Genomic DNA, 18019 nt, shown 5'->3' with positions numbered 1-18019 from the left:
GATGACGCTAGCTGTCCTTTAGCCGCCGGCCCCCAGGAAGTTTCTCGCCCCAGGATGGGTACATCGCGCCCTTGTTGTGCTCGGCTTCGCGGCGGGCGGTCTCTGCTTCGATGGCTTTCGCCACGAAGTGGCTCCAGGTGTTATCCCCTTCGGCGTAGCTGGTCGCTTTGTATGCGGCCCGGGCCCGGTTACGGAGCGCGGCTGGGATACTCACCGTCATGTTCGCTGTTTCGGTGTCCTTGGGGTCTGCCTTCTTCGGCGTCTCCGGCCGGTGTCCGGGGAGCATCCGTGCCAACGGGGCCTCTGCGGTGGGTTCGGCGGTGCGTTTCGGGGGCAGGCCGAGGGCGGGCCGGCCGGGTGCTGGTTCTGCGCTCACGCGTTGACCTCCTGAGATTCTGCGACAGCGATCCGTCGTGTCACTTCCATGGCGACTGCGTGGAGGTCCTCGGCCACACTGGAAGCCGACTTTGGCCCTGTGTTCCCAGCCTTCGCTTCCCCGCGCAGAACCTCCCACCATTTCGGTCCTTTGCTAAGTTCCCGCTCGAGTTCGTGGGCCAACAACCCACGCTCGCGGCACGCCTGGGCGGTTGCCTCTGCGTGGCGAATGGTCATCGGGAACAGCACTTCGTCTGTACCAAAATCAGCTGTGAGGTGGTCGCGGGTGACCTTGTGGACCTGCTTGGAATTCGTACCGGTCCCGACTAGGACGACGCCCAATAGATCCAAGGACGGGTTGAGTCCGACGACGCTGTCCATGCGTGCGGCGACCGCGGCGACACCCTTGCGACTAGACATATCTGTCTTCAACGGCACCATTGCGTACCGGGCTGCGGCCACGGCTGCCGCCTGCAGCGGTTCGTTCCCCGGCGGGCAGTCAAGCAGGACCAGGTCATACTCCCCCGCAACTTCGGCAAGCAGTTTGGCGAGGGCTAGCTGTGCAGCGTCACGGTCCTTCTGGGCCTTGGCTCCGAGGAAAGCGGCAGCATCGTCGAGATGGGGGCCTCCGGCAATGACGTCCAAGTTCGGCCGGACGCTCAGCAGCAGGTCAGGCTCTCCCCCGAAGCACAGCGAAGCCGCCAGGCTCCTACCGCCGTCGCCTTGGTCGGCGTAACCGAGGTCCTCGGCGAGGTTTCCCTGGGGGTCAAGATCTACGAGCAGCACCCGTGATCCGCCCTCGGCTAGGAGGCCGCCTACGTTGGCCACCAGGCTGGTCTTGAAGACCCCGCCCTTGCCATTGATTACCGCGATGACGCGGCTTAGGGCACCGCGGTCCAGATCGTGTTTCATCAAATTCCCCTTCCAAAGTGATTCCAGCGTAGCCAGCAACACCGGCTTTGCTTGTGAAGCCGGGTTCCGTGTCTTCTCTTTTTTCACTTGTGAACCAAGCCAACCCAGTGAACCAAGCCAACCCAGTGAACCAAGCCAACCCAGTGAACCAAGCCAACCCGGTGAAACCTGTGAAACCCGTAAATAATGTGTTTCCGGAATTACTGTGTTCACAAGTGAAACCAGCGAACAAAGGGTTCTGGGGCCGGGTTCAGTCCTGGGGAGAACCCGCGCCATGTCCCGGACACAGCCTCTCGGGCCAGCAGCTGACGGCGCTGGTTGAGGAGCTGCGCACCGCGGGCGGACCCCGAAGTGGCAGAGGCAACAGATCCGCTCGGTGGCAAAGCGAAGCCGCCGAGCAGGATGAGGCTGATGCGGACGCAACGCGGAAGAGTGAGGAACTAACGGAGGCGCTAGCCGGTGCCAATGTCGAGTTGGTCACCGAGCACGAGGGGAGTGGCCAGCTTGCGTCTCAGCAGCGGATACTTCGTTACCGGAGGGCCACGCCCCGCTAGCGAAGTGGGCTACTGGGGGCGATAACCGCCTGTAAGGGTGGACTTGTCAACGTCGCTTGACGACATGGTTGAGTGCCGGGGAGCACGTTTGACCCGCCTTGTAGCTCTCCAAATCCTCCACTTCGGATCGCTTCATGAGCCAGGCATCCCCGGCTGGTTCCCAGTGCCGCTGTATTCACGGATATCGCTCAAATCCGCTGCGTAAGGATTCCAGGCAACATCGCGGTCCATCTCCCATGAGGCCCTCCGGCACGTTGGGACGTGGACTCTTCCGGCAGACATGATGAAGAACTCACCGTTCGCCAGCCACGCGGCAACAATATCCTTCTCTGACTGAATCTGTTCCTGCTGCTTGACCAAAATTTCTTGGTCCGTCAGATCGCCGAAACGAAATTCTTCATCATCTGCAAGCTTTGTCATTTTCAAAACATCCGTCCCGTCCTTTGTAGTTTCCATTACGCAGCCTGAAACGCCACGGCATAGTCACTTGCCGGGTCTCCGTCAGGGGGCGGCATCCAGTATTCGTCCTTGTCCTGGTCATAGAGGTCTTCTTCGCTGATTGCCTGGACGGTGAAGCGGTCTAGGTACGCGTGCCATACTGCGCGTTGGTGCCTGTGGAGGCTGATTTGGGCCTGCACGTCGTCGATGACGCCGAGACGAGCGGCCAGCTGCGTGAGGTTGGTTGTGGCCGTAATGCGCCAGCGGCCCTCTTCGCGGTGAATCATGCATAGGGCCGCCATCTCGTTCACGGCTTTTTCCACTGCGGAGCGGCTAATTCCGGTAGCACGGATGATGTCAGCGTTCGTAGGGGAGTGCCGGCTGCGTTCGATACATTCGTAAACGAGGGCTGAGTGGTCTCCTAGTGCACGGAAAACGTAACGGATTCCATGGATCTTGCCTTTCTTCCAAGCCAACTCACGCGCCAGCTGTTCGTATTTTTCAGGCAACTGGAGCAGGTATACGTCTGCGCGTTTGTGGCGTGCGTCTGCGACCTTGGTCAGGAGACCGTCGGAGAGCGCCACCAACCTAGGCAGCTGCCTGGCAACGGTGCCGTGGTGCTTCCCCAACCCGAGGGCAAGAGAGCGGCATCCAACCTCCACCAGTTCAGTGTCGTTGGCCCGAGCGAAACCAAGTATCTGCCGAAGGGTGAAACGGAGGTGGTGCCCTTCGCGCCCCAATCTCTTCAACCGGTCGTCCAGAACAGCGTAGAAGATATTTTCAGCATCGTTCACAAGCTGGCGGATACCGGCTTTGCTGGCTGAGCCAGCTGCCCCCCCTGTGGGTTCTGGGTGGCTTGTGTCGTTAATAAACGCATTCCTTCTCCGCGTTGATCGGCGAGTGGTTTTTTGGGTCCACGCGAGAGCGTTAGTCCACTCCTTCTCCAGGAGTCGGTCCTGCTTTGCCTCCCTGCCGTAGAGGGCGGCAAGGCCGGCGAACTGGCCGGTGATACCGGCGCGGACCTGGTCTAGGGTCCAGCGGCAGGCGGAGAAGTGGTTGAGGACAGCCATACGGGCTTCTGACGGGCTCTTGTATCGGGCAGTGTCGTACAAGCCTGTTCGGGCCACCCTTCGTAGGGGGGATTCGCTGCCTGCCTTCGTACCTGCGAAGGAGTCAGATGCCTTGGATGGGCGGGCGGCCAACTTCAATGCCTGCTCCTTCAGCTCGCGGACACGCCGCAGCTCAGGGGCAAGGGCTTTGCGGAGGCGATCGACGGCGGCTTCCGGGTTGCGACGACGCATTATGTCGTACGCGGCGGATAGGGGAGTGACGAGTACCTGGTAGCCGCCCGACTTATGGGGCGAGCCGGGGACACGGATGCACCCGTCCGTTATGTTCTGGTGAGGGCTGGGGTCAAGACTTGGGGCCACCTGTGTCAATGCTTCGACAAGCTCGCGAGCGGCTCGGCCATCCAGACGCACGGCCAAAGGGACGTATATGTGCCGGCCGCCGCTTGGTGAGAAGTCCGCCACCCAGCGCAAGCCGCACTCGTCCAGGAGTCGGCCCAAGCGAACGGCGTCCGCGTCCACGACACCTTTCAGTGCCTTGGACGTGTCCAGGTCCAGGCAGATCGTGGCCACTGAGCCATCGACGCCGTGGACAGTCACGGCAGCAGGACGCTGCGGCAGGCTGGTTGTGATACTCGGGGCGGTCTTTGGTCGCGGGTACTGGAAGCGGTCGCCGATCCGGCGTCCCAGCCGATATGTCGGCTGTCCGGCGATCAAGGGAGCCAGAACCCAGGCCTCTTCCGGCGTAACTTGCCGGGCGACACTCGGACAGGCGTGCGTTGACGCGGTTAAAGAAACCGGTACGATGGGATCAATCCTTCCTCGTGAGGGAACAACAAAATCCACCCACTGGGTGGGTGTTACATAAGGTTCAGATCGGGATCCGCCAAGATTTAGGATCTGAACTACATACTTTTTGAAGGCCCGCCTAGTGCGGGCCTTCTTGTTTTAGCTGGCTTCTGCCATCGGCAGCGTCTCCTGACCAGTAATCCTGTCAAGGTCGATGGTTTGCAAGAAGTCATGGACAGCGCGTGCGATGAGATCGCCGCGGTTGTCTCCGGTCGCGTCTGCCAGGGCCTTCAGCTTGTCGGCGTCCGCAACTGGAAGCCTGGTAGGGATGTAACGGCGATCGCCTTTATGTGGCATCGGCATGGCTTCCCCCTGTTTCCGGGTCAAATTCTGTCCCTTGACTTCCAAGGGTTGCCCCAAACATAACCGGAACCCGGTTCACTTAAGTGGGATGCTTTTGGGCGTGTCGCTGTTAAAGAACGTTTAACGCCCTAGTAGGTAGTCCTTCAGAGAATTGAGAAGGATCTCCAGTCGGTCTGGGTTCACGGAGAAGGTAACGGCCCGTCCTCGCCGCTGTCCAGCCGGGACATCAGCCTCAACCAGTTCGGCCTCCTCCAAATGCTGAAGCGTCCGCCTGGCAGTGTTGGGGTCCGTACCGAGCGCTCGGGCCAGGTCAGCTGCACCTGTGGGCCCGTTCATGGATAAATGGCGCAGGATGGCACGGGAGAACATCGTCCCGAATGACTCGATAGCCATCTCTACGTCCTGTGGCAGGGCGCTCGGAGGGCGTAAGTATCGGGGCATTCACTCATATTCTCACTTCCGTTGGTGAACCACATCAGAGGTGGGGTGCTACATGTAATGTTCTTTTGAAGACTACATTTAATGTTCTTTTCAGGCTAGTGTCTAACTGTCGCACAAACTTGCGGCGGTGTTGTCGGGAATGGCCAGCCAGGGGAGGGACGAAAGATGAGAATCATCGCCCTTATGCGAAGCGTCTTTGTGCGGGGCCTGCTTACCCATCTGCCGAGAAGCGCGCGTCTGTGGAGATGTACGTCTCAAAGCCGCCACTTGACAAGCGTTTCAGCCGGAGATGGGGAACAATTTGCCGGGGCGTCCATCCATCGAATGGAGTTTTTGACGTTTTGTCGCCGGGAGCTGGTAAGGCTTGAAACCGTGTCCGGAGCAAATGGGGGAGTAATGCAGTTCGGTAGTTTGATGCCGTTTGGCGTGAAGTGGCCGACAACGGCTGAGTCGAAAGCGCGTTGCTCTATGGAGCGCCAGGCGTTCGTCGAGTGGATTAACGACCTTGACGTCCCTATGCTCCACCGTCGGGTCCTAACTGTCCTCTTGGGGTTGGTTGCTGAGGGCGAGATGGTTGACGCCCGTTGCGCCGGGTTTAGTTATTCCGCCGAGGTAGGGCGCCGAGCCCGTTGCCTGAGCGAGATAGACGAAACGCTTCAGGAGCTGGTGGACGCCGGACATTTGACGGTCCACTCGGCCGCAGAGGTTTTTGGCGAAAAACGTCCCGGCATCATTTTCCGGATCCGTCGCCCGGACGTCGTTTTGACTGTCGAGTCTGCCGGTTCCTTGTGGTTGGCCGATGCTTGGCCCAGAAAGCGGGCAGCATGAAGGGCCTTGCCGCTGCAGCGGCCCTGCCTCTGATCGTTGTCGCTGGGCTGGTGCTGGTGCTTGTACTCATGGGCGGCGGCAAGGATGCGGCGTTCGCTGGCGTTGGCTGCAACATCAGCCAAGAGTTTGATGCTTCCCCCGTGCCAGGGGGATGGGGCGTGAACGTTGCGTCAGCTTCCAAAGCCTCCGGCATCCCCGGGAGCATCCTCGCTGCTCAGCTCGAAGCGGAATCCGGCTGGAACCCAAAGGCCACAAGCCCGGTGGGTGCCCGAGGGATTGCCCAATTCATGCCAGGAACATGGGACACGTACGGTGCGGGAGCGGACCCGTTTGACCCAGCGGCCGGCATTGCTGCCCAAGGCAGGTTCATGGGCTCTCTCCGCCTGGACATGGAGGGGATCAGCAAGAGCAGCGGCAAAAGCGCGATTGAGCTTGCCCTGGCCGCGTATAACGCCGGTCCTGGAGCTGTGAAGCAGTTCGGCGGGATTCCTCCGTATGCCGAGACGCAGAACTACGTCGTGAAGATTACGAAGCTGGCAGCATCCAAGTACGGCAAAGACGGACTAGATAGTTCAGCCAAGCCGGACTGCGCCGTGAGTGCCGGCGCAGGTGACGACCTTCCGTGGAAGACGGCCCCGTCGTGGCTGGAAGCCGGTGCAGGCCCGGCAAGCACTTCTCCGCTTGGAATGTATAACCGCGAATGCGTGGACTTTGCATTGTGGCGGGTGAACCAGCAGCTGGGAAGCGCTGAGGCGCCGTTCAAGGCGCTGAACAGCACATTCCGCCCGGATGGGCACAACCTTGGAAACGCGGTCGAGTGGTTGCAGGCATGGCAGGTCAAGGGATGGCCTACAGGCCAGAGTCCTCGGCCAGGAGCAGTCGTCTACTACGGGGCCGGACGCGGGGGAGCGGACCCGACCTATGGGCATGTCGCCGTGGTGCAGTCAGTCAACGCCGATGGCACGTATGTCGAAGAGGGATATAACGGCGAACCCGTCCCCAATGACCACCAGTACTACACACGCGTGGTGCAGAACACCACACCGTCCTCATTCCTGTACATGCCCGGTATCGACACCGCAGCCCCTGCCTCTTAGGAGACTCCCGATGAAAAAGCAGCTTCTTTACGTCCCGTTGGCCGCCCTGGCCTTGGCGTCGTGCGCGCCTGTCTCACAGGTTTCTGCACCCGGTTCGTCAACGACCGCCGGCCCGTCTCTCGCAACTCTGAGCCCGGTGCAGGGTCCACAGGCTCCAGGTGATGAGCCAAGGCTGTCTACGAGCCTCCGGTGGGATCAGGATGTCCGGCGTGAGGCGCTGTCGACGGCGGTCACGGCAGTTTCGTTGTACTCACGGCCCGGAGTGGAGAAAGCGCAGTGGCTGCGCGAATTGTCCCCGTACGTAACGCAGCAGTTCGCGGCTGACTTTCAGAGTGTGGATACGAAATATATTGCCTCCATCAAGGCGGAGAGCACGGGGGAGTTACTGGTTGATGAAGCCAACGTGTTCGGTTGCACCGCCGTTGTGGGCACTGACGCCGGAAAGTTGACCGTGAAGCTTCTCCGCAACGATGCCGAACCTTCGTGGAAGGTCGAATCAATCGTTCCCGAACTGGGCAAAGGGGCTGGCAAGTGAAGACCAAGGCAGTGCCGCGGGAGACACACGTTGCTCCTTTCCCCAAAATATCCCTGACCGTCCATTCTGATGGCACGGGAGTCTTTACCCGCTCTGGTCTTGCCACTCCGGTCGTGGGTGAAACACCCGTACAGACGATGCGGCAGTTGCTGGAAATGGCGCAGGAGGTCGCCAAGGAGCTGCGCCGTCCAGTCCGGGTAGAGACAATCAGCGCCGAGGGCGTGGGTGTGCTCATCGTCGGCCCTGACGGTGATGTCCAGGAACAGGATGAGTCATCATCGGCCCGCAGTACTGTCACGGCAAAGACCCCCCAGACCAAAACAGGCAAGATAACCCGTCGGCCGCTGTCCAAGCGGTGGGTTGCTGTCCTGGCTGGCACGGTAGGTCTTGCGGTCACCGGAGCGGGTGTGGTTGTCGTTTCTGCAATCCAGACTGCCCCGGTTGAATCCCCGGTAGCGACTTCCGGGGTTTCCGCCTGGGTTTCGGAGCCGGCGGGGGAGTTGCTGCAGACAGATCCGGCGGGACGCTGGGGAGCGGTCCGAACGGGCGGTGAAATTCGAGTGCTGGATCTCCGCAATGGGGAGAAGGTCGCGTCATGGTCTGTAGGTTCTGGTTCTCTTCGGCTTCTGGCTGACAGGGAGGGAGGTTTCGTTACCGTTTCGGACTCCGGAGCCTATCGCTGGATTCCCGGCGCGGCTGCGGCTCAGTTTCCCGTTCCTACCGGGGGCCGCGTCGCAGGCCGGCTGGGGCCGGCGTTTACGGTGACTGGTTCAGGCATCAGCATTGCCGCGGCTGGTGCCGGAACGGACATCTCCTATGTCAGCCCGTTTCCAGGCGCTTCGCCGGTGGACCTGACAGCCGATGGCCGCATGGTCTGGGCCCGGACCGGTGCCCGGGTCGCTGTCTCGGGCGCTGACGGGAAGAATCCTGCCTCGTTCGAACTGGCATCGCCCGCTTCCGGAATGCGCTTGGACACCTGGATAGGTGCGATGGATAACCGAGTGGCGACGGAGTGGACTGACGGAGCTTCCCGCATTGTGGTCATCCACGATTTTGCGGGGGCGGTGGTCGTCTCTGCGCCTCTGCCAGTCGGTGGCCATGCCACTCCGAGCGGCGCTTACCTCATCAGTGACAAGGGAGTCCTGGACGTGCCGGCGGGGGGCTCCGCGTCTCTGCCAGCTGGCTGCATGCCTGAAGGAACCATAGGTACCTGGCTGCAATGCGCTGATGGCTCAGTCGCAAGTGGTCCCATCCAGGAAAAGGCCAACGGGCAGCGCACGTACGCCGTCTCCGGGGACCTTCTGTTGGCCGCCGACCAAGAAGGCCGTCTCGTCGCTTTTCCCAAGATCCAGCTAGATCCCGACAAGAAATAGGAAACCATGTTGAAAAATGCAATCCACCGCAGGACAGCCGCGGCTGTCCTGGCGTTGCCGATACTCACAGGTATGGGTGTTGGGGCCGCGTGGGCTGACGACGCGGAAACTCCTGAGATCAAGGCCGACGCTTCAGCTGGCATTGTCGAGGCAGTGGCAGCGGCAGCGCTGGCTCCGCAGCTCGACCTGCCTGATCTGCCGCCCGTGGATCCTCCCGTGGACCCGCCGGTCGATCCGCCCGTCGATCCTCCCGTGGACCCGCCGGTCGATCCGCCCGTCGATCCGCCCGTGGACCCGCCGGTCGATCCGCCCGTCGATCCTCCCGTGGACCCGCCGGTCGATCCGCCCGTCGATCCGCCCGTGGACCCGCCCGTCGATCCGCCCGTGGACCCGCCCGCGGACCCGCCGGTCGATCCGCCCGTAAGCCCTCCTGTTGATCTTCCGGCAAATCCTGATCCGGCCGGCGCTGGCTCCGGTTCACCGGCCGCTGGCCCTGGTGGCTACGGGACCGGGTATTCCTCCTCGGCAGTGGTCCCAGCAGACGTTTCTGCACCTGCCGCCGCAACAGCACCAGTTGCACGCGCTGGCGGCCAGCAGGTAGCGGCTGCGCCGAAGGAACTCGCTTACACGGGCGCTACCGACAACAGTGGACTGCTCCTGCTTGGCGGCGGGCTCATGGCCGCCGGCGTGCTTACGGTTGGCGGCACGCGGCTGCAGGCTCGTCTGAGCGGAGGAGGGCGACGCCGTGCCCAGTCCTAGCTCCCCCCTGTCCGCTTCTCCGTGGCTGGACGCCCTCGCGGAAGGCGAAGTCGCTCCCGTAATCGAGGAAGACACGCCTGTGACGACCGGGCTTCGCCGGCCTCTGCGAAACGTTACCGCCGACGGCGGACTGCTACATGACTTCAGATGCCCCGAAGGCAAGATCGCTGTCGTCGGCGCACACGGTGGAGCGGGCGAATCTTTACTAGAGCGCGTCGAGCCTTCCCTGTTTTCCGCCGCCGATCATTGCTGGCCCATTGCAGGCACTGACTTCGATGTCCCTGCTGTAGTCGTCGCACGGGGGGATTACCTGGGCCTTGAAGCGGCCCGTGCTGCCGGGAAGCAGTGGGCGGCTGGTGAGCTTCCCGGCATTGACCTCCTCGGGTTGATCGTGATGGCTGACCAGCCCAAGCAGGCCAAACAGTTGCGAGACCTGGCGACCGTCGTCGGGGGACTGTTCCCCCGGCTCTGGGTCGTTGGCTACAGCATCGATGTCCGCCTCGAGGGAAGCTTTGGCCCGTCTCTCCCGAAAGACCTGAGGAAGCTCGTTTCCGACGTCCAAATCCTGACCAAAAACACCAATAAGCCTCACCACCACCAAGGAGATTTCTCATGATGCACCACCTCGAAACTGTTCAGACAGTCCTGGCCGCCGTTCCCATGTTCGACCCGCCCAAGCCCACTGCCCCTCCGGGAGCCGCCAACGTCCTCACGATTGTCGGCTACGTGTCGTGGGCTGTGGCAATTGTTGCTTTCGTGGGTCTGCTGATCATCGCCGGCAAGCTCATGGTCGGCAGCGACGGGCGCAGTGACACGATGAGCAGCCTGCTCAAGTGGTTCGGTGGTTCGGTTCTCGTCGGTATTGCTGGCGGTCTGATCACTCTGCTGCTCGGGGCCTGATATGCCTACGCCTGAGTCATCGTTGGAGGATGCCCGGTCGCCCTGGGGGACGAAGGGTTTTATTGCCTCGGCGGCTGTCATTGGCCTCGTGCTTGTGCTTCTGATCGTGATCCTCGTTCAGGGGTTGGGGTCCAGTAAGCAGCCTGATGCCGCCCAAACTCCGCTCGCCACGACAGGGACGACTTCCGCCGCTCCAGCACCCGGCGGGTGCTCGCTCCCGGACGGGGACCAGGCCGTTCCGGCCGCCGCTCCCGAAGCGACGTGGACGCTGGATAGGAAAATGGTGGTTCCCTCGGCGCCGTCCACCTTCGGCCCTGCCGTTACGAAGGGGGGCGTCGCCAAGTGCTTCGCGCACAACCCCACGGGTGCCTTGTTCGCTGCAACCCACATGCTCTCGGTCACTTGGCAGGACGGTCCGGAAACTCTCATGAATGAGTACGCCGTCGACTCCCCGGAGAAGACTTCGGCCCTGGAGCGCGTCCGTGCCACGGCCGCTGCATTGCCGACTGAAGTACCGCAGATCAAGGGATACCGGATCCTCATGGCTGGCAAGGACAAAGCAACGGTCCAGATGGCCGTCTCCATGCAGGGAGCACTCGTACGCACACCTGTCACCCTGATCTGGACCGGAACGGATTGGTCCATTGACGCAGGAGCCGCCCTTGCCAGTGAGGGCGGCCAAATCAGTGACCTCACCGGCTACATCGCCTGGGCAGGAATCTAAAATGTGCAATCCCGTTTTTGATGCTGCCGGCTGTGTGAAAGCTGCAGCAGGTGATGCTTTGGGGCAGCTCCGGGACGCGGTGATCGAAGGTGTTGCGAAATCAATTGCCTCGCTGGGAACCTTCTGGGTTCAGACTCCGACTCCATCGCTCATTAACACAGAGACGGGTGTAGTGGATCCGGCGGTGCTGTTCCTGCAGAACAACCTGCTGTATTACACGGCAATCGTGGCTTTTGTCGCGCTGATCCTTGGCGCTGGCAAGGCAATGATCTCTCATCGCGGTGACGGCCTTTCCGAGGTGGCGAAATCCATCTTCACCCTGGCGCTCGTCTCCGGCGCAGGCCTGATGGTGCTGCAGCTGTTCATCTCCGCCGCAGACCAGTTTTCGGTCTGGCTCATAAACCTGGCGGCCGGAGAAGGCGGGTTCGAAAAGAAGCTCAATCTTCTGCTCAGCATGGATTCCTCGATGCTGATATTGGCGATCCTTCTCGGCGTTCTGGCCATCCTGGTGTCTCTATTCCAGGTTGCCATCATGATCGGCCGGGGCGGCCTGCTTGTCGTGCTGGCCGGAACCTTGACGCTTTCGGCGTCTTTCACCAACACGGCGACTGGAAAGCAGTGGTTCCAGAGGTTTGTGGCTATTGGAGTCGCGACCATCCTCTACAAGCCCGCGGCGGCAATCATCTATGCCGCCGCATTCCAGCTCGTGGGCTCATGGGGTGAGGATGCTCTCGTCAAGACCATGGGCGGGCTTGCCCTTATGCTCCTGGCCCTCGTGGCCGGACCGGCTTTGTTCAAGTTCGTTATGCCGATGGTCGCCGCCGTCGCTGGAAGCAGCGGTGGAGCGATGATCGGTTCGGCATTGGGCAGTGCGGCCGGCTCGGCCGTCACGGGATCCATGAAGCCACGCTCCGGGGGCGGCGGAGGATTCGCCAGTTCCAAAGGCCCCGGTGGTCTGACTGGAAACAAGGGTGAATCGGCGCCCAGCGGTTCCGGCAATGACGGAGCTGCGGCACGCAAAACCAACGGGACTGGGGCTCCAAAGGGAGGGGCCGCCGGCTCCGGCGCACCCTCAGGTGCCGCTCAAGGCGGGGCTGCTGCCAAAGCGGCCGCTCCATCCGGCGCCGCCGCGGCCGGGTCCTCGGGTGCAGCAGCAGCTGCAGGTCCTGTCGGTATCGCTGCCACCGCGGCCGTGAAGGTCGCCACGGGAGCCAAACAGGCTGCCGACGGCGTGGCCGCTGACACAACTGGTCCAACAGGAAATGGGTAGTAGATATGGCAAACACTTCGGCAGCTGCTGACCACACATACGGGAACTTCGTCGAGCCTCGCACACCAGGTATTGGGCGTCTGGGCCGGGGTGAGTCGGTCCTGATCATCATCGCCCTGGCCATCTTCGGGCTGGTGATGATGTCCAACCTGTGGGGCGGGGTCATCTACTTCCTGGTCGTTGCGCCGCTGATGTGGCAATCGCTCAAGAAAGACAAGTTCGGCGTATCGGCATTTGAGAAACGGGCAGAGAGATTCATGTTCAACCACGCGAAGAAGAACCAGCGCACGCAGTACCGGTCGGGCCCTGTCGGTGTGATCCCCAGCGGAACGTATCGATTGCCGGGGCTGCTGGCAGCTTCGACGGCGTACAAGTGCCGGGACGGTCTGGGCCGATCCTTCGCGCTCATCCACGTCCCGCATACGGATCACTACTCCGTTGCCTTCCTGACAGAGGCTGAAGGGATGACCCTCACGGACCAGGCACAGATCGAGCGCTGGGTGGCCGAGTGGGGAGCCTTCATGCGGGAGTGCGGCTATGAATCCGATATCGCCGGGGGATCCGTCATCGTGGAGGTGGCGCCGGACTTCGGCGGCCGGCTGAAACAACACATCGAGCCGCAGCTCTCCAAGCACGCTTCCGAGGTCGGACGCACCATGATGCTGCAGGCTATTGATCCGGACGTATCCAGGTCCTCCATGGTGCGCACCTGGGTAACGCTGACCTTCACCGGTTCAGCTGGTTTTGGCAGCCCTCCGCGAAGCGTTGAGGATGTGGCGGTCAGTGTTGCATCACGGTTGCCGGATATCGGCTCCCGGATTGAACTGGCCGGGGGAACTGATGCTGTTCCGGTCTCGGTCACCTCGCTCTCACGCATGATCCGGACCTCCTATGATCCGGGCATTGCAGAAGACATCGAGCGGGTGATGAGTGACCCTGGCGAGCGTGTTAACTTCGATTGGGATAACGCCGGCCCGGTTGCCCACGACGCCGGCTGGGAATCAATGCGCCACGACTCGGGCGTCTCGGCCTCGTACACAATGGGGATTGCCCCCCGCGGCGAAGTCCGGTCACGCATCCTGGCTGACCTGCTCAAGCCTCAGGCGGAAATGACCCGCAAGCGCGTTGCCCTGCTTTTCCGCCCGATTCCTGTCAGCGAAGCAGGCGACGTCGCAGAACGCGATGTGAAGCACCTCGGTGCGCGTGCCGGTTCAACGAAGCAGGAACTCAGTTCCAGTGCCCAGGCCGTAGTCGCCGCCAGCCAGACGGCCCGTGAGGAAGCCACTGGCGCTGGCCTGGTCAACTTCGGTCTGGCCGTCACGGCAACGGTCACCGACCCTGACCAGCTTCCCGTGGCGAAACTCGCCGTCACCGGCAGGGGCAGGGCATCCAAGATCGAGCTGCGCCCGGCTTACGGGTCCCAAGACGTGGTCTTCGCCGCGACATTGCCCGTAGGGCTCATTCTCACTGACCATGTCCGCGTTCCGAACCAGCTCAAGGAGCACCTGTAATGGCTGCCAAATCACTCTTGGAAACGCTGGCGCCAAATCTTCTCCGCAACTACCGCAGGAACCAGGGGCAACGGCGTGCCGCGCTGACCTCTCGGGGGTACGTGCGTCCAGGCGGCGGCACAGCTGCCGTCATCCGCGCACCCAAGGAATGGCGCGGGTCAACCCGGCAGGTGTGCGGCATGTGGCCGTTCGCCGCAGGTTCCGGAGCTCCCCTGATGGGTGTCCCGATCGGCCCGGACCTCGTCACCGGCAACACCGTTGCCCTGGACATGATTTCCGCCTTTACCGCCAAGTACATCCAGAACCCGTCGACCGCGATCTTCTCGCTTCCGGGAATGGGCAAGTCCACGCTGGTAAAGCATCTGCTGCTGGGGCACGACGCCTTTGGCTTCTTCAGCCGCGTGCTGGGCGACATCAAGGGTGAGTATGACCAGGTGATCGAAGCCATGGGCGGCGTGGTCATTCCTCTCGGCCCGGGGCGGGGGAACATCAACCCCCTGGATCCCGGCGAGGCATACGACGCCGCCAAGGAGCTGCGGGCAGCCGGCGTGGATCCGACCGCGATGCTCGATGATCTGCATTCTCGCCAACGCGCCCTCATGGCGGCGCTCATCACGATCACGAGAAAGCGGCTATTGGAGGAGGTCGAGGACAATATCCTCGACCTTGGTATCCGCATTCTTCGTGAGACGTTCGACGGTATTCCGCTGATCCAGGACCTGCTGGAAGTCATCGAATCGGCTCCTGAGCCCCTGCGGCAGGTAGCCATGGACCGTGGCGAGGACGACCGCTACCGCGACGCCACCGAACCGCTATGCAGGTCCCTTCGCGGCATGATCTCCGGCGGTGTTCTAGGAACGATGTTCTCCAAGCACACCACGCGCCGTGCATCCTTGCGGCAACACGCGTCCTGGAACCTCGCAGCCATCGGGGACCACAACCCCGAGATGCAGGCGGCCGCGATGCTCGCGACATGGAGCGCTGGCTACGCCGACGTGAACGTCGCTCATGCCCTGGCAGATGCCGGCATCATCGAACCGATCAACTACGTGCTGCCCATGGATGAGTTCTGGAAGCCCATGTCCATCGGCCGAGGCCTCGTCGAGAAGGCCGACACGATCACACGGCTGAACCGCAACGACGGCATTGGTCAATACTTCGTTTTCCACACGCTCAAAGACTTCGAGGCCATCGCTGATCCTGCAGACCGCAAGCGCGCTATGGGTTTCATCGGCCGCTGCGGAATCATCATTTCCGGCGGACAGCGGGAGGACGAGCTGGAAGCCATCAACAAGGTTGTCCGGCTCTCCAAGGATGAGGAGCGGGCCATTGTCGGCTGGGGTGATGCCCAGAAGCTGAGTTCCAGGACAACGGACGAAATCGAAGACGATGACCATTGGGAGGCCACCTCCGGCACCGGGCTCTCGTCAACGCCGGTCCGGCCCAGACGCAGGCACCCCGGGGAAGGGAAATTCCTCATCAAGGTGGGCGCCACTCCCGGTGTCACAGTCGACGTCCGGCTCACACCAATCGAACAGGATGGCAAGTTCACCGACACGAACAGCCGCTGGAAAATGCAGGAGGGGTAGCACCATGGGAGCACCTACACGGAACAAGCACAAAGCCCCCGGCGAAAGGGCTATGGCCCTCGGCCTCGCTGCGCTGGTGGCAGTTGTCGTAGTCTTCGTGCTGAGCGGCAACGCTGGCATGGCCATCGATCGCGGCATCGGCTGGAAGTTCGAGGTCAGCCCGTTCCAGCTTGTGAACGGGCTGATAAAGGGAAGCGCGTCCTGGACAGGGGTTTCCAGCACCGCCGCTATCGGGCTGGTGGTTATCGTTGGGGCATTGCTCCTGCTAGCGGTGAAGGTGGCGGGCAAGCTCGGAACTGCTCACACCTGGGTGGATGTTGCTGCCAGCCACATGGCTACTGCCAGGCATATGAAGTCCGTCCTGAAAGACGGCGCAGCTGCTACCGCGGAGAGGCTGGGCGTCACGGAGGGAATCGGCACCTACCTCGGCGTCCTGGTCGCCGGCGGGAAACACGTTTATGCCAGCTTTGAAGACATGATGCTGACCATTGCAGGTCCTCGTACCGGCAAAACCACGTCGTGGGTCGTCCCGCAGATTGTGGAAGCCCGGGGCAGCGTCATCACAACCTCCAACAAGCGCGACGTCGTGGACGCCACCAGAGGCGTCCGGGACGAGGTTGGCCAGGTGTGGATCTTCGATCCCCAAGGCATTTGCGAGCAGGCGCCGGACTGGTGGTGGAACCCCCTGACCTACGTCACGGATGAGGTCAGGGCAGCGAACCTGGCTGGCCACTTTGCCGCGGGGAGCCGGGAGGCCGGCGCGAAGACTGATGCGTTCTTCGACGGGTCCGGTAAGGACCTGCTGGCTGGGTTCTTCTTGGCGGCCGCCACGGGAGGTAAGACGATGAATGACGTCTACCGGTGGCTCACGGATCCCACGGAGTCAGAGCCCTATGACCTGCTGAAGGACACTGTCTACACGCAGACAGCCAACCAGGTCAAAGGCGTGCTCACGTCCCCGGAGAAGCAGCGAGGCGGCGTCTACGGCACGGCCCAGCAGATGGCGTCATGCCTGACCAACCGCCAGGTGGCCATGTGGGTAAACCCGCAGTCACAGAGCGACCCGCGTCCCCATTTCGACCCTGCAGTATTCGTTGCCAGCGGAACCCACACGCTCTATTCACTGTCCAAGGAAGGCACCGGCACCGCGGGCCCGCTCGTAACGGCGCTCACGGTCGCTGTCACCGAGGCCGCCGAGCAGCTTGCTGTAAAGCAGGGAGGCCGGCTGAAAACGCCGATGCTAGCCATGCTGGACGAGGCAGCGAACGTCTGCCGCTGGTCCCAACTGCCTGACCTCTACAGCCACTACGGATCGAGGGGGATTGTCATCCACACCGTCCTGCAGAGCTATTCCCAGGGCGTTGATGTGTGGGGGCAGTCGGGTATGAAGAAGCTGATGTCCGCATCGAACGCCATGATCTACGGCGGCGGAGTCCGGGAGACGGAGTTCCTGGAAATGCTCTCGCAGCTGATCGGCACGTATCACTACGAGTCGCGGTCCCGCTCGACCTCCAAGGGACAGTCCACGGTCTCCCGGCAGACCAGTGAGTCGAGGATCCTGGACGTTGGCGAACTGACTGCCCTTCCCAAGGGACGGGCCATTCTGTTTACCTCTGGAAACAGGGCGGCGATGCTGCGCACAGTACCGTGGATGGCCGGCGACCATGCGGAAGAGATCAAGTCCTCGATTGCGCAGTTTGATCCGACTGCAGCCTCGACGATTCAGGAGGCCGAACGGCAACTGGCAGAGCAGCAGAGGAACCCGGACCTGGTGGCGGCATGACGGATTCCTGGGACGAAAACGGAGAGGTTGACCTCGCTACCGGTGAGCTAAAGACGGCCGCCTCGAAAGGGCCCGCCCTGCAGGGCGATGCCATCCGGGATGCCCTCGCCTCCGTTGATCTGACGGACTACGTGGGAGCGGCCGTCAAACGTGCCGTGGCGGCCGCGGTCAACAACGCTGTGGTTACTGCCCTTGAAGCCGCGCTGGATGAGGACACACTTGCCGGTCTCAAAGAACAGGCAGAGGCAGCAGTACACGCCGAGCTGCACCCGGAGCCAGTGTCGGTGGAAGAGGATGTTCCCGAGGAACCGCCGAAGCCGATGTATCCGACTGTGGAAGCCTGGGTCACTGACTGGTTATCCCCTGGCTTCCGCAGGTCCACAGCAGCGTTGAACAGCACGCACCGATGGTGCAATGACTGGTGGAAGCACGGGGAGGCCGTGTCCCGCCTCGATGCTCTGTGGCGAGCATGGGAGCACTTGAGGCTGGACCCTGCCACAGGACTAAGCGTCTGGTACCGGGATCACTGCTCCCACCACATGGCTGTCCTCATGGATGCCGAGGGGCCGTTCGCCAACTGCAAAGAAGGGCACCGGCCAGAGATAGCACCGCTTCCGGTTTCTCCAGCCCCAGCGGGGCTCTTTACCCCGCACTAGGAACTTGTCTTGGCACGACGCTGACTTGTAATCGGCATCAGCGCTAAACCTACGC

At 62.1% G+C, this 18019-nt stretch carries 19 protein-coding genes; 12 read left to right on the top strand and 7 right to left on the bottom strand.

Going from position 1 to position 18019, the window contains the following annotated elements; all coding sequences use genetic code 11:
* Window positions 1–7 precede the first annotated feature (7 nt).
* The 7 genes from AB0N24_RS23495 to AB0N24_RS23465 all read right to left on the bottom strand — a co-directional run bounded on the left by AB0N24_RS23495 (window position 8) and on the right by AB0N24_RS23465 (window position 5620).
* Window positions 8–376 (bottom strand): hypothetical protein, encoded by a 369-nt coding sequence (locus AB0N24_RS23495; RefSeq protein ID WP_364129785.1) that lies wholly within the window; start codon window positions 374–376, stop codon window positions 8–10.
* Window positions 373–1287, bottom strand: a complete 915-nt coding sequence (locus AB0N24_RS23490) for a ParA family protein (protein ID WP_364129782.1) — start codon at window positions 1285–1287, stop codon at window positions 373–375. The genes AB0N24_RS23495 and AB0N24_RS23490 overlap by 4 nt, the downstream gene beginning before the upstream one ends.
* Window positions 1288–1973: 686 nt before the next feature.
* Entirely contained in the window at window positions 1974–2297 is a 324-nt protein-coding gene (locus tag AB0N24_RS23485; RefSeq protein WP_364129780.1) for a hypothetical protein, read from the bottom strand.
* Window positions 2297–3349, bottom strand: coding sequence for a hypothetical protein (locus AB0N24_RS23480; protein ID WP_364129778.1), 1053 nt, complete (start codon window positions 3347–3349; stop codon window positions 2297–2299). Before AB0N24_RS23480 ends, AB0N24_RS23485 begins: the two co-directional genes overlap by 1 nt.
* Before the next feature lie 945 nt (window positions 3350–4294).
* Window positions 4295–4543 (bottom strand): hypothetical protein, encoded by a 249-nt coding sequence (locus tag AB0N24_RS23475; protein ID WP_364129775.1) that lies wholly within the window; start codon window positions 4541–4543, stop codon window positions 4295–4297.
* A 75-nt stretch (window positions 4544–4618) separates the two neighbouring features.
* Window positions 4619–4867 carry a helix-turn-helix domain-containing protein gene (locus AB0N24_RS23470; protein ID WP_364129865.1) on the bottom strand — a complete coding sequence of 83 codons (249 nt, stop codon included), beginning with the start codon at window positions 4865–4867 and terminating at the stop codon, window positions 4619–4621.
* A gap of 606 nt (window positions 4868–5473) precedes the next feature.
* Window positions 5474–5620, bottom strand: coding sequence for a hypothetical protein (locus AB0N24_RS23465; RefSeq protein WP_364129773.1), 147 nt, complete (start codon window positions 5618–5620; stop codon window positions 5474–5476).
* Between the two features lie 143 nt (window positions 5621–5763).
* Here AB0N24_RS23465 and AB0N24_RS23460 point away from each other — a divergent pair, with 143 nt between their 5' ends.
* From AB0N24_RS23460 to AB0N24_RS23405, 12 genes are all read left to right on the top strand, one after another.
* A complete protein-coding gene (locus AB0N24_RS23460) occupies window positions 5764–6864 on the top strand; it encodes a CHAP domain-containing protein (RefSeq protein WP_364129770.1) in 1101 nt (366 codons plus the stop codon).
* A 262-nt stretch (window positions 6865–7126) separates the two neighbouring features.
* Window positions 7127–7399 carry a hypothetical protein gene (locus tag AB0N24_RS23455; protein ID WP_364129768.1) on the top strand — a complete coding sequence of 91 codons (273 nt, stop codon included), beginning with the start codon at window positions 7127–7129 and terminating at the stop codon, window positions 7397–7399.
* Window positions 7396–8772, top strand: coding sequence for a hypothetical protein (locus tag AB0N24_RS23450; protein WP_364129765.1), 1377 nt, complete (start codon window positions 7396–7398; stop codon window positions 8770–8772). Before AB0N24_RS23455 ends, AB0N24_RS23450 begins: the two co-directional genes overlap by 4 nt.
* A 6-nt stretch (window positions 8773–8778) precedes the next feature.
* A complete protein-coding gene (locus tag AB0N24_RS23445; protein WP_364129762.1) occupies window positions 8779–9531 on the top strand; it encodes a hypothetical protein in 753 nt (250 codons plus the stop codon).
* Window positions 9518–10147 (top strand): DUF6668 family protein, encoded by a 630-nt coding sequence (locus AB0N24_RS23440; protein ID WP_364129760.1) that lies wholly within the window; start codon window positions 9518–9520, stop codon window positions 10145–10147. Before AB0N24_RS23445 ends, AB0N24_RS23440 begins: the two co-directional genes overlap by 14 nt.
* Window positions 10144–10431, top strand: coding sequence for a hypothetical protein (locus tag AB0N24_RS23435; RefSeq protein WP_364129758.1), 288 nt, complete (start codon window positions 10144–10146; stop codon window positions 10429–10431). Before AB0N24_RS23440 ends, AB0N24_RS23435 begins: the two co-directional genes overlap by 4 nt.
* A 1-nt stretch (window position 10432) precedes the next feature.
* Entirely contained in the window at window positions 10433–11155 is a 723-nt protein-coding gene (locus tag AB0N24_RS23430) for a hypothetical protein (RefSeq protein WP_364129756.1), read from the top strand.
* Window position 11156: 1 nt separating this feature from the next.
* On the top strand, window positions 11157–12425 hold the full coding sequence (locus AB0N24_RS23425; RefSeq protein WP_364129753.1) for a hypothetical protein: 1269 nt from the start codon (window positions 11157–11159) through the stop codon (window positions 12423–12425).
* A gap of 5 nt (window positions 12426–12430) precedes the next feature.
* Window positions 12431–13936 carry an SCO6880 family protein gene (locus AB0N24_RS23420; protein ID WP_364129750.1) on the top strand — a complete coding sequence of 502 codons (1506 nt, stop codon included), beginning with the start codon at window positions 12431–12433 and terminating at the stop codon, window positions 13934–13936.
* Window positions 13936–15525, top strand: coding sequence for an ATP/GTP-binding protein (locus tag AB0N24_RS23415; protein ID WP_364129747.1), 1590 nt, complete (start codon window positions 13936–13938; stop codon window positions 15523–15525). Before AB0N24_RS23420 ends, AB0N24_RS23415 begins: the two co-directional genes overlap by 1 nt.
* Window positions 15526–15529: 4 nt before the next feature.
* Window positions 15530–17308, top strand: coding sequence for a TraM recognition domain-containing protein (locus AB0N24_RS23410; RefSeq protein ID WP_364129745.1), 1779 nt, complete (start codon window positions 15530–15532; stop codon window positions 17306–17308).
* A complete protein-coding gene (locus tag AB0N24_RS23405; protein WP_364129742.1) occupies window positions 17305–17964 on the top strand; it encodes a DUF4913 domain-containing protein in 660 nt (219 codons plus the stop codon). Before AB0N24_RS23410 ends, AB0N24_RS23405 begins: the two co-directional genes overlap by 4 nt.
* Window positions 17965–18019 lie beyond the last annotated feature (55 nt).

It is taken from the genome of Arthrobacter sp. NPDC093128 (assembly GCF_040683875.1).
Lineage (GTDB): Bacteria > Actinomycetota > Actinomycetes > Actinomycetales > Micrococcaceae > Arthrobacter.
The sequence above is the reverse complement of the archived record's forward strand: the minus strand, read 5'-3'. Positions and strand labels throughout refer to the sequence as shown.

Bases quoted from the DNA above. Each gene is read 5' to 3' on its own strand.
- AB0N24_RS23490 (WP_364129782.1), bottom strand. From the start codon at position 1,287: ATGAAACACGATCTGGACCGCGGTGCCCTAAGCCGCGTCATCGCGGTA.
- AB0N24_RS23485 (WP_364129780.1), bottom strand. From the start codon at position 2,297: ATGGAAACTACAAAGGACGGGACGGATGTTTTGAAAATGACAAAGCTT.
- AB0N24_RS23480 (WP_364129778.1), bottom strand. From the start codon at position 3,349: ATGGCTGTCCTCAACCACTTCTCCGCCTGCCGCTGGACCCTAGACCAG.
- AB0N24_RS23470 (WP_364129865.1), bottom strand. From the start codon at position 4,867: ATGTTCTCCCGTGCCATCCTGCGCCATTTATCCATGAACGGGCCCACA.
- AB0N24_RS23465 (WP_364129773.1), bottom strand. From the start codon at position 5,620: ATGTCCGGCGTCCACCAGCTCCTGAAGCGTTTCGTCTATCTCGCTCAG.
- AB0N24_RS23460 (WP_364129770.1), top strand. From the start codon at position 5,764: ATGAAGGGCCTTGCCGCTGCAGCGGCCCTGCCTCTGATCGTTGTCGCT.
- AB0N24_RS23445 (WP_364129762.1), top strand. From the start codon at position 8,779: ATGTTGAAAAATGCAATCCACCGCAGGACAGCCGCGGCTGTCCTGGCG.
- AB0N24_RS23435 (WP_364129758.1), top strand. From the start codon at position 10,144: ATGATGCACCACCTCGAAACTGTTCAGACAGTCCTGGCCGCCGTTCCC.
- AB0N24_RS23430 (WP_364129756.1), top strand. From the start codon at position 10,433: ATGCCTACGCCTGAGTCATCGTTGGAGGATGCCCGGTCGCCCTGGGGG.
- AB0N24_RS23425 (WP_364129753.1), top strand. From the start codon at position 11,157: ATGTGCAATCCCGTTTTTGATGCTGCCGGCTGTGTGAAAGCTGCAGCA.
- AB0N24_RS23420 (WP_364129750.1), top strand. From the start codon at position 12,431: ATGGCAAACACTTCGGCAGCTGCTGACCACACATACGGGAACTTCGTC.
- AB0N24_RS23415 (WP_364129747.1), top strand. From the start codon at position 13,936: ATGGCTGCCAAATCACTCTTGGAAACGCTGGCGCCAAATCTTCTCCGC.
- AB0N24_RS23410 (WP_364129745.1), top strand. From the start codon at position 15,530: ATGGGAGCACCTACACGGAACAAGCACAAAGCCCCCGGCGAAAGGGCT.
- AB0N24_RS23405 (WP_364129742.1), top strand. From the start codon at position 17,305: ATGACGGATTCCTGGGACGAAAACGGAGAGGTTGACCTCGCTACCGGT.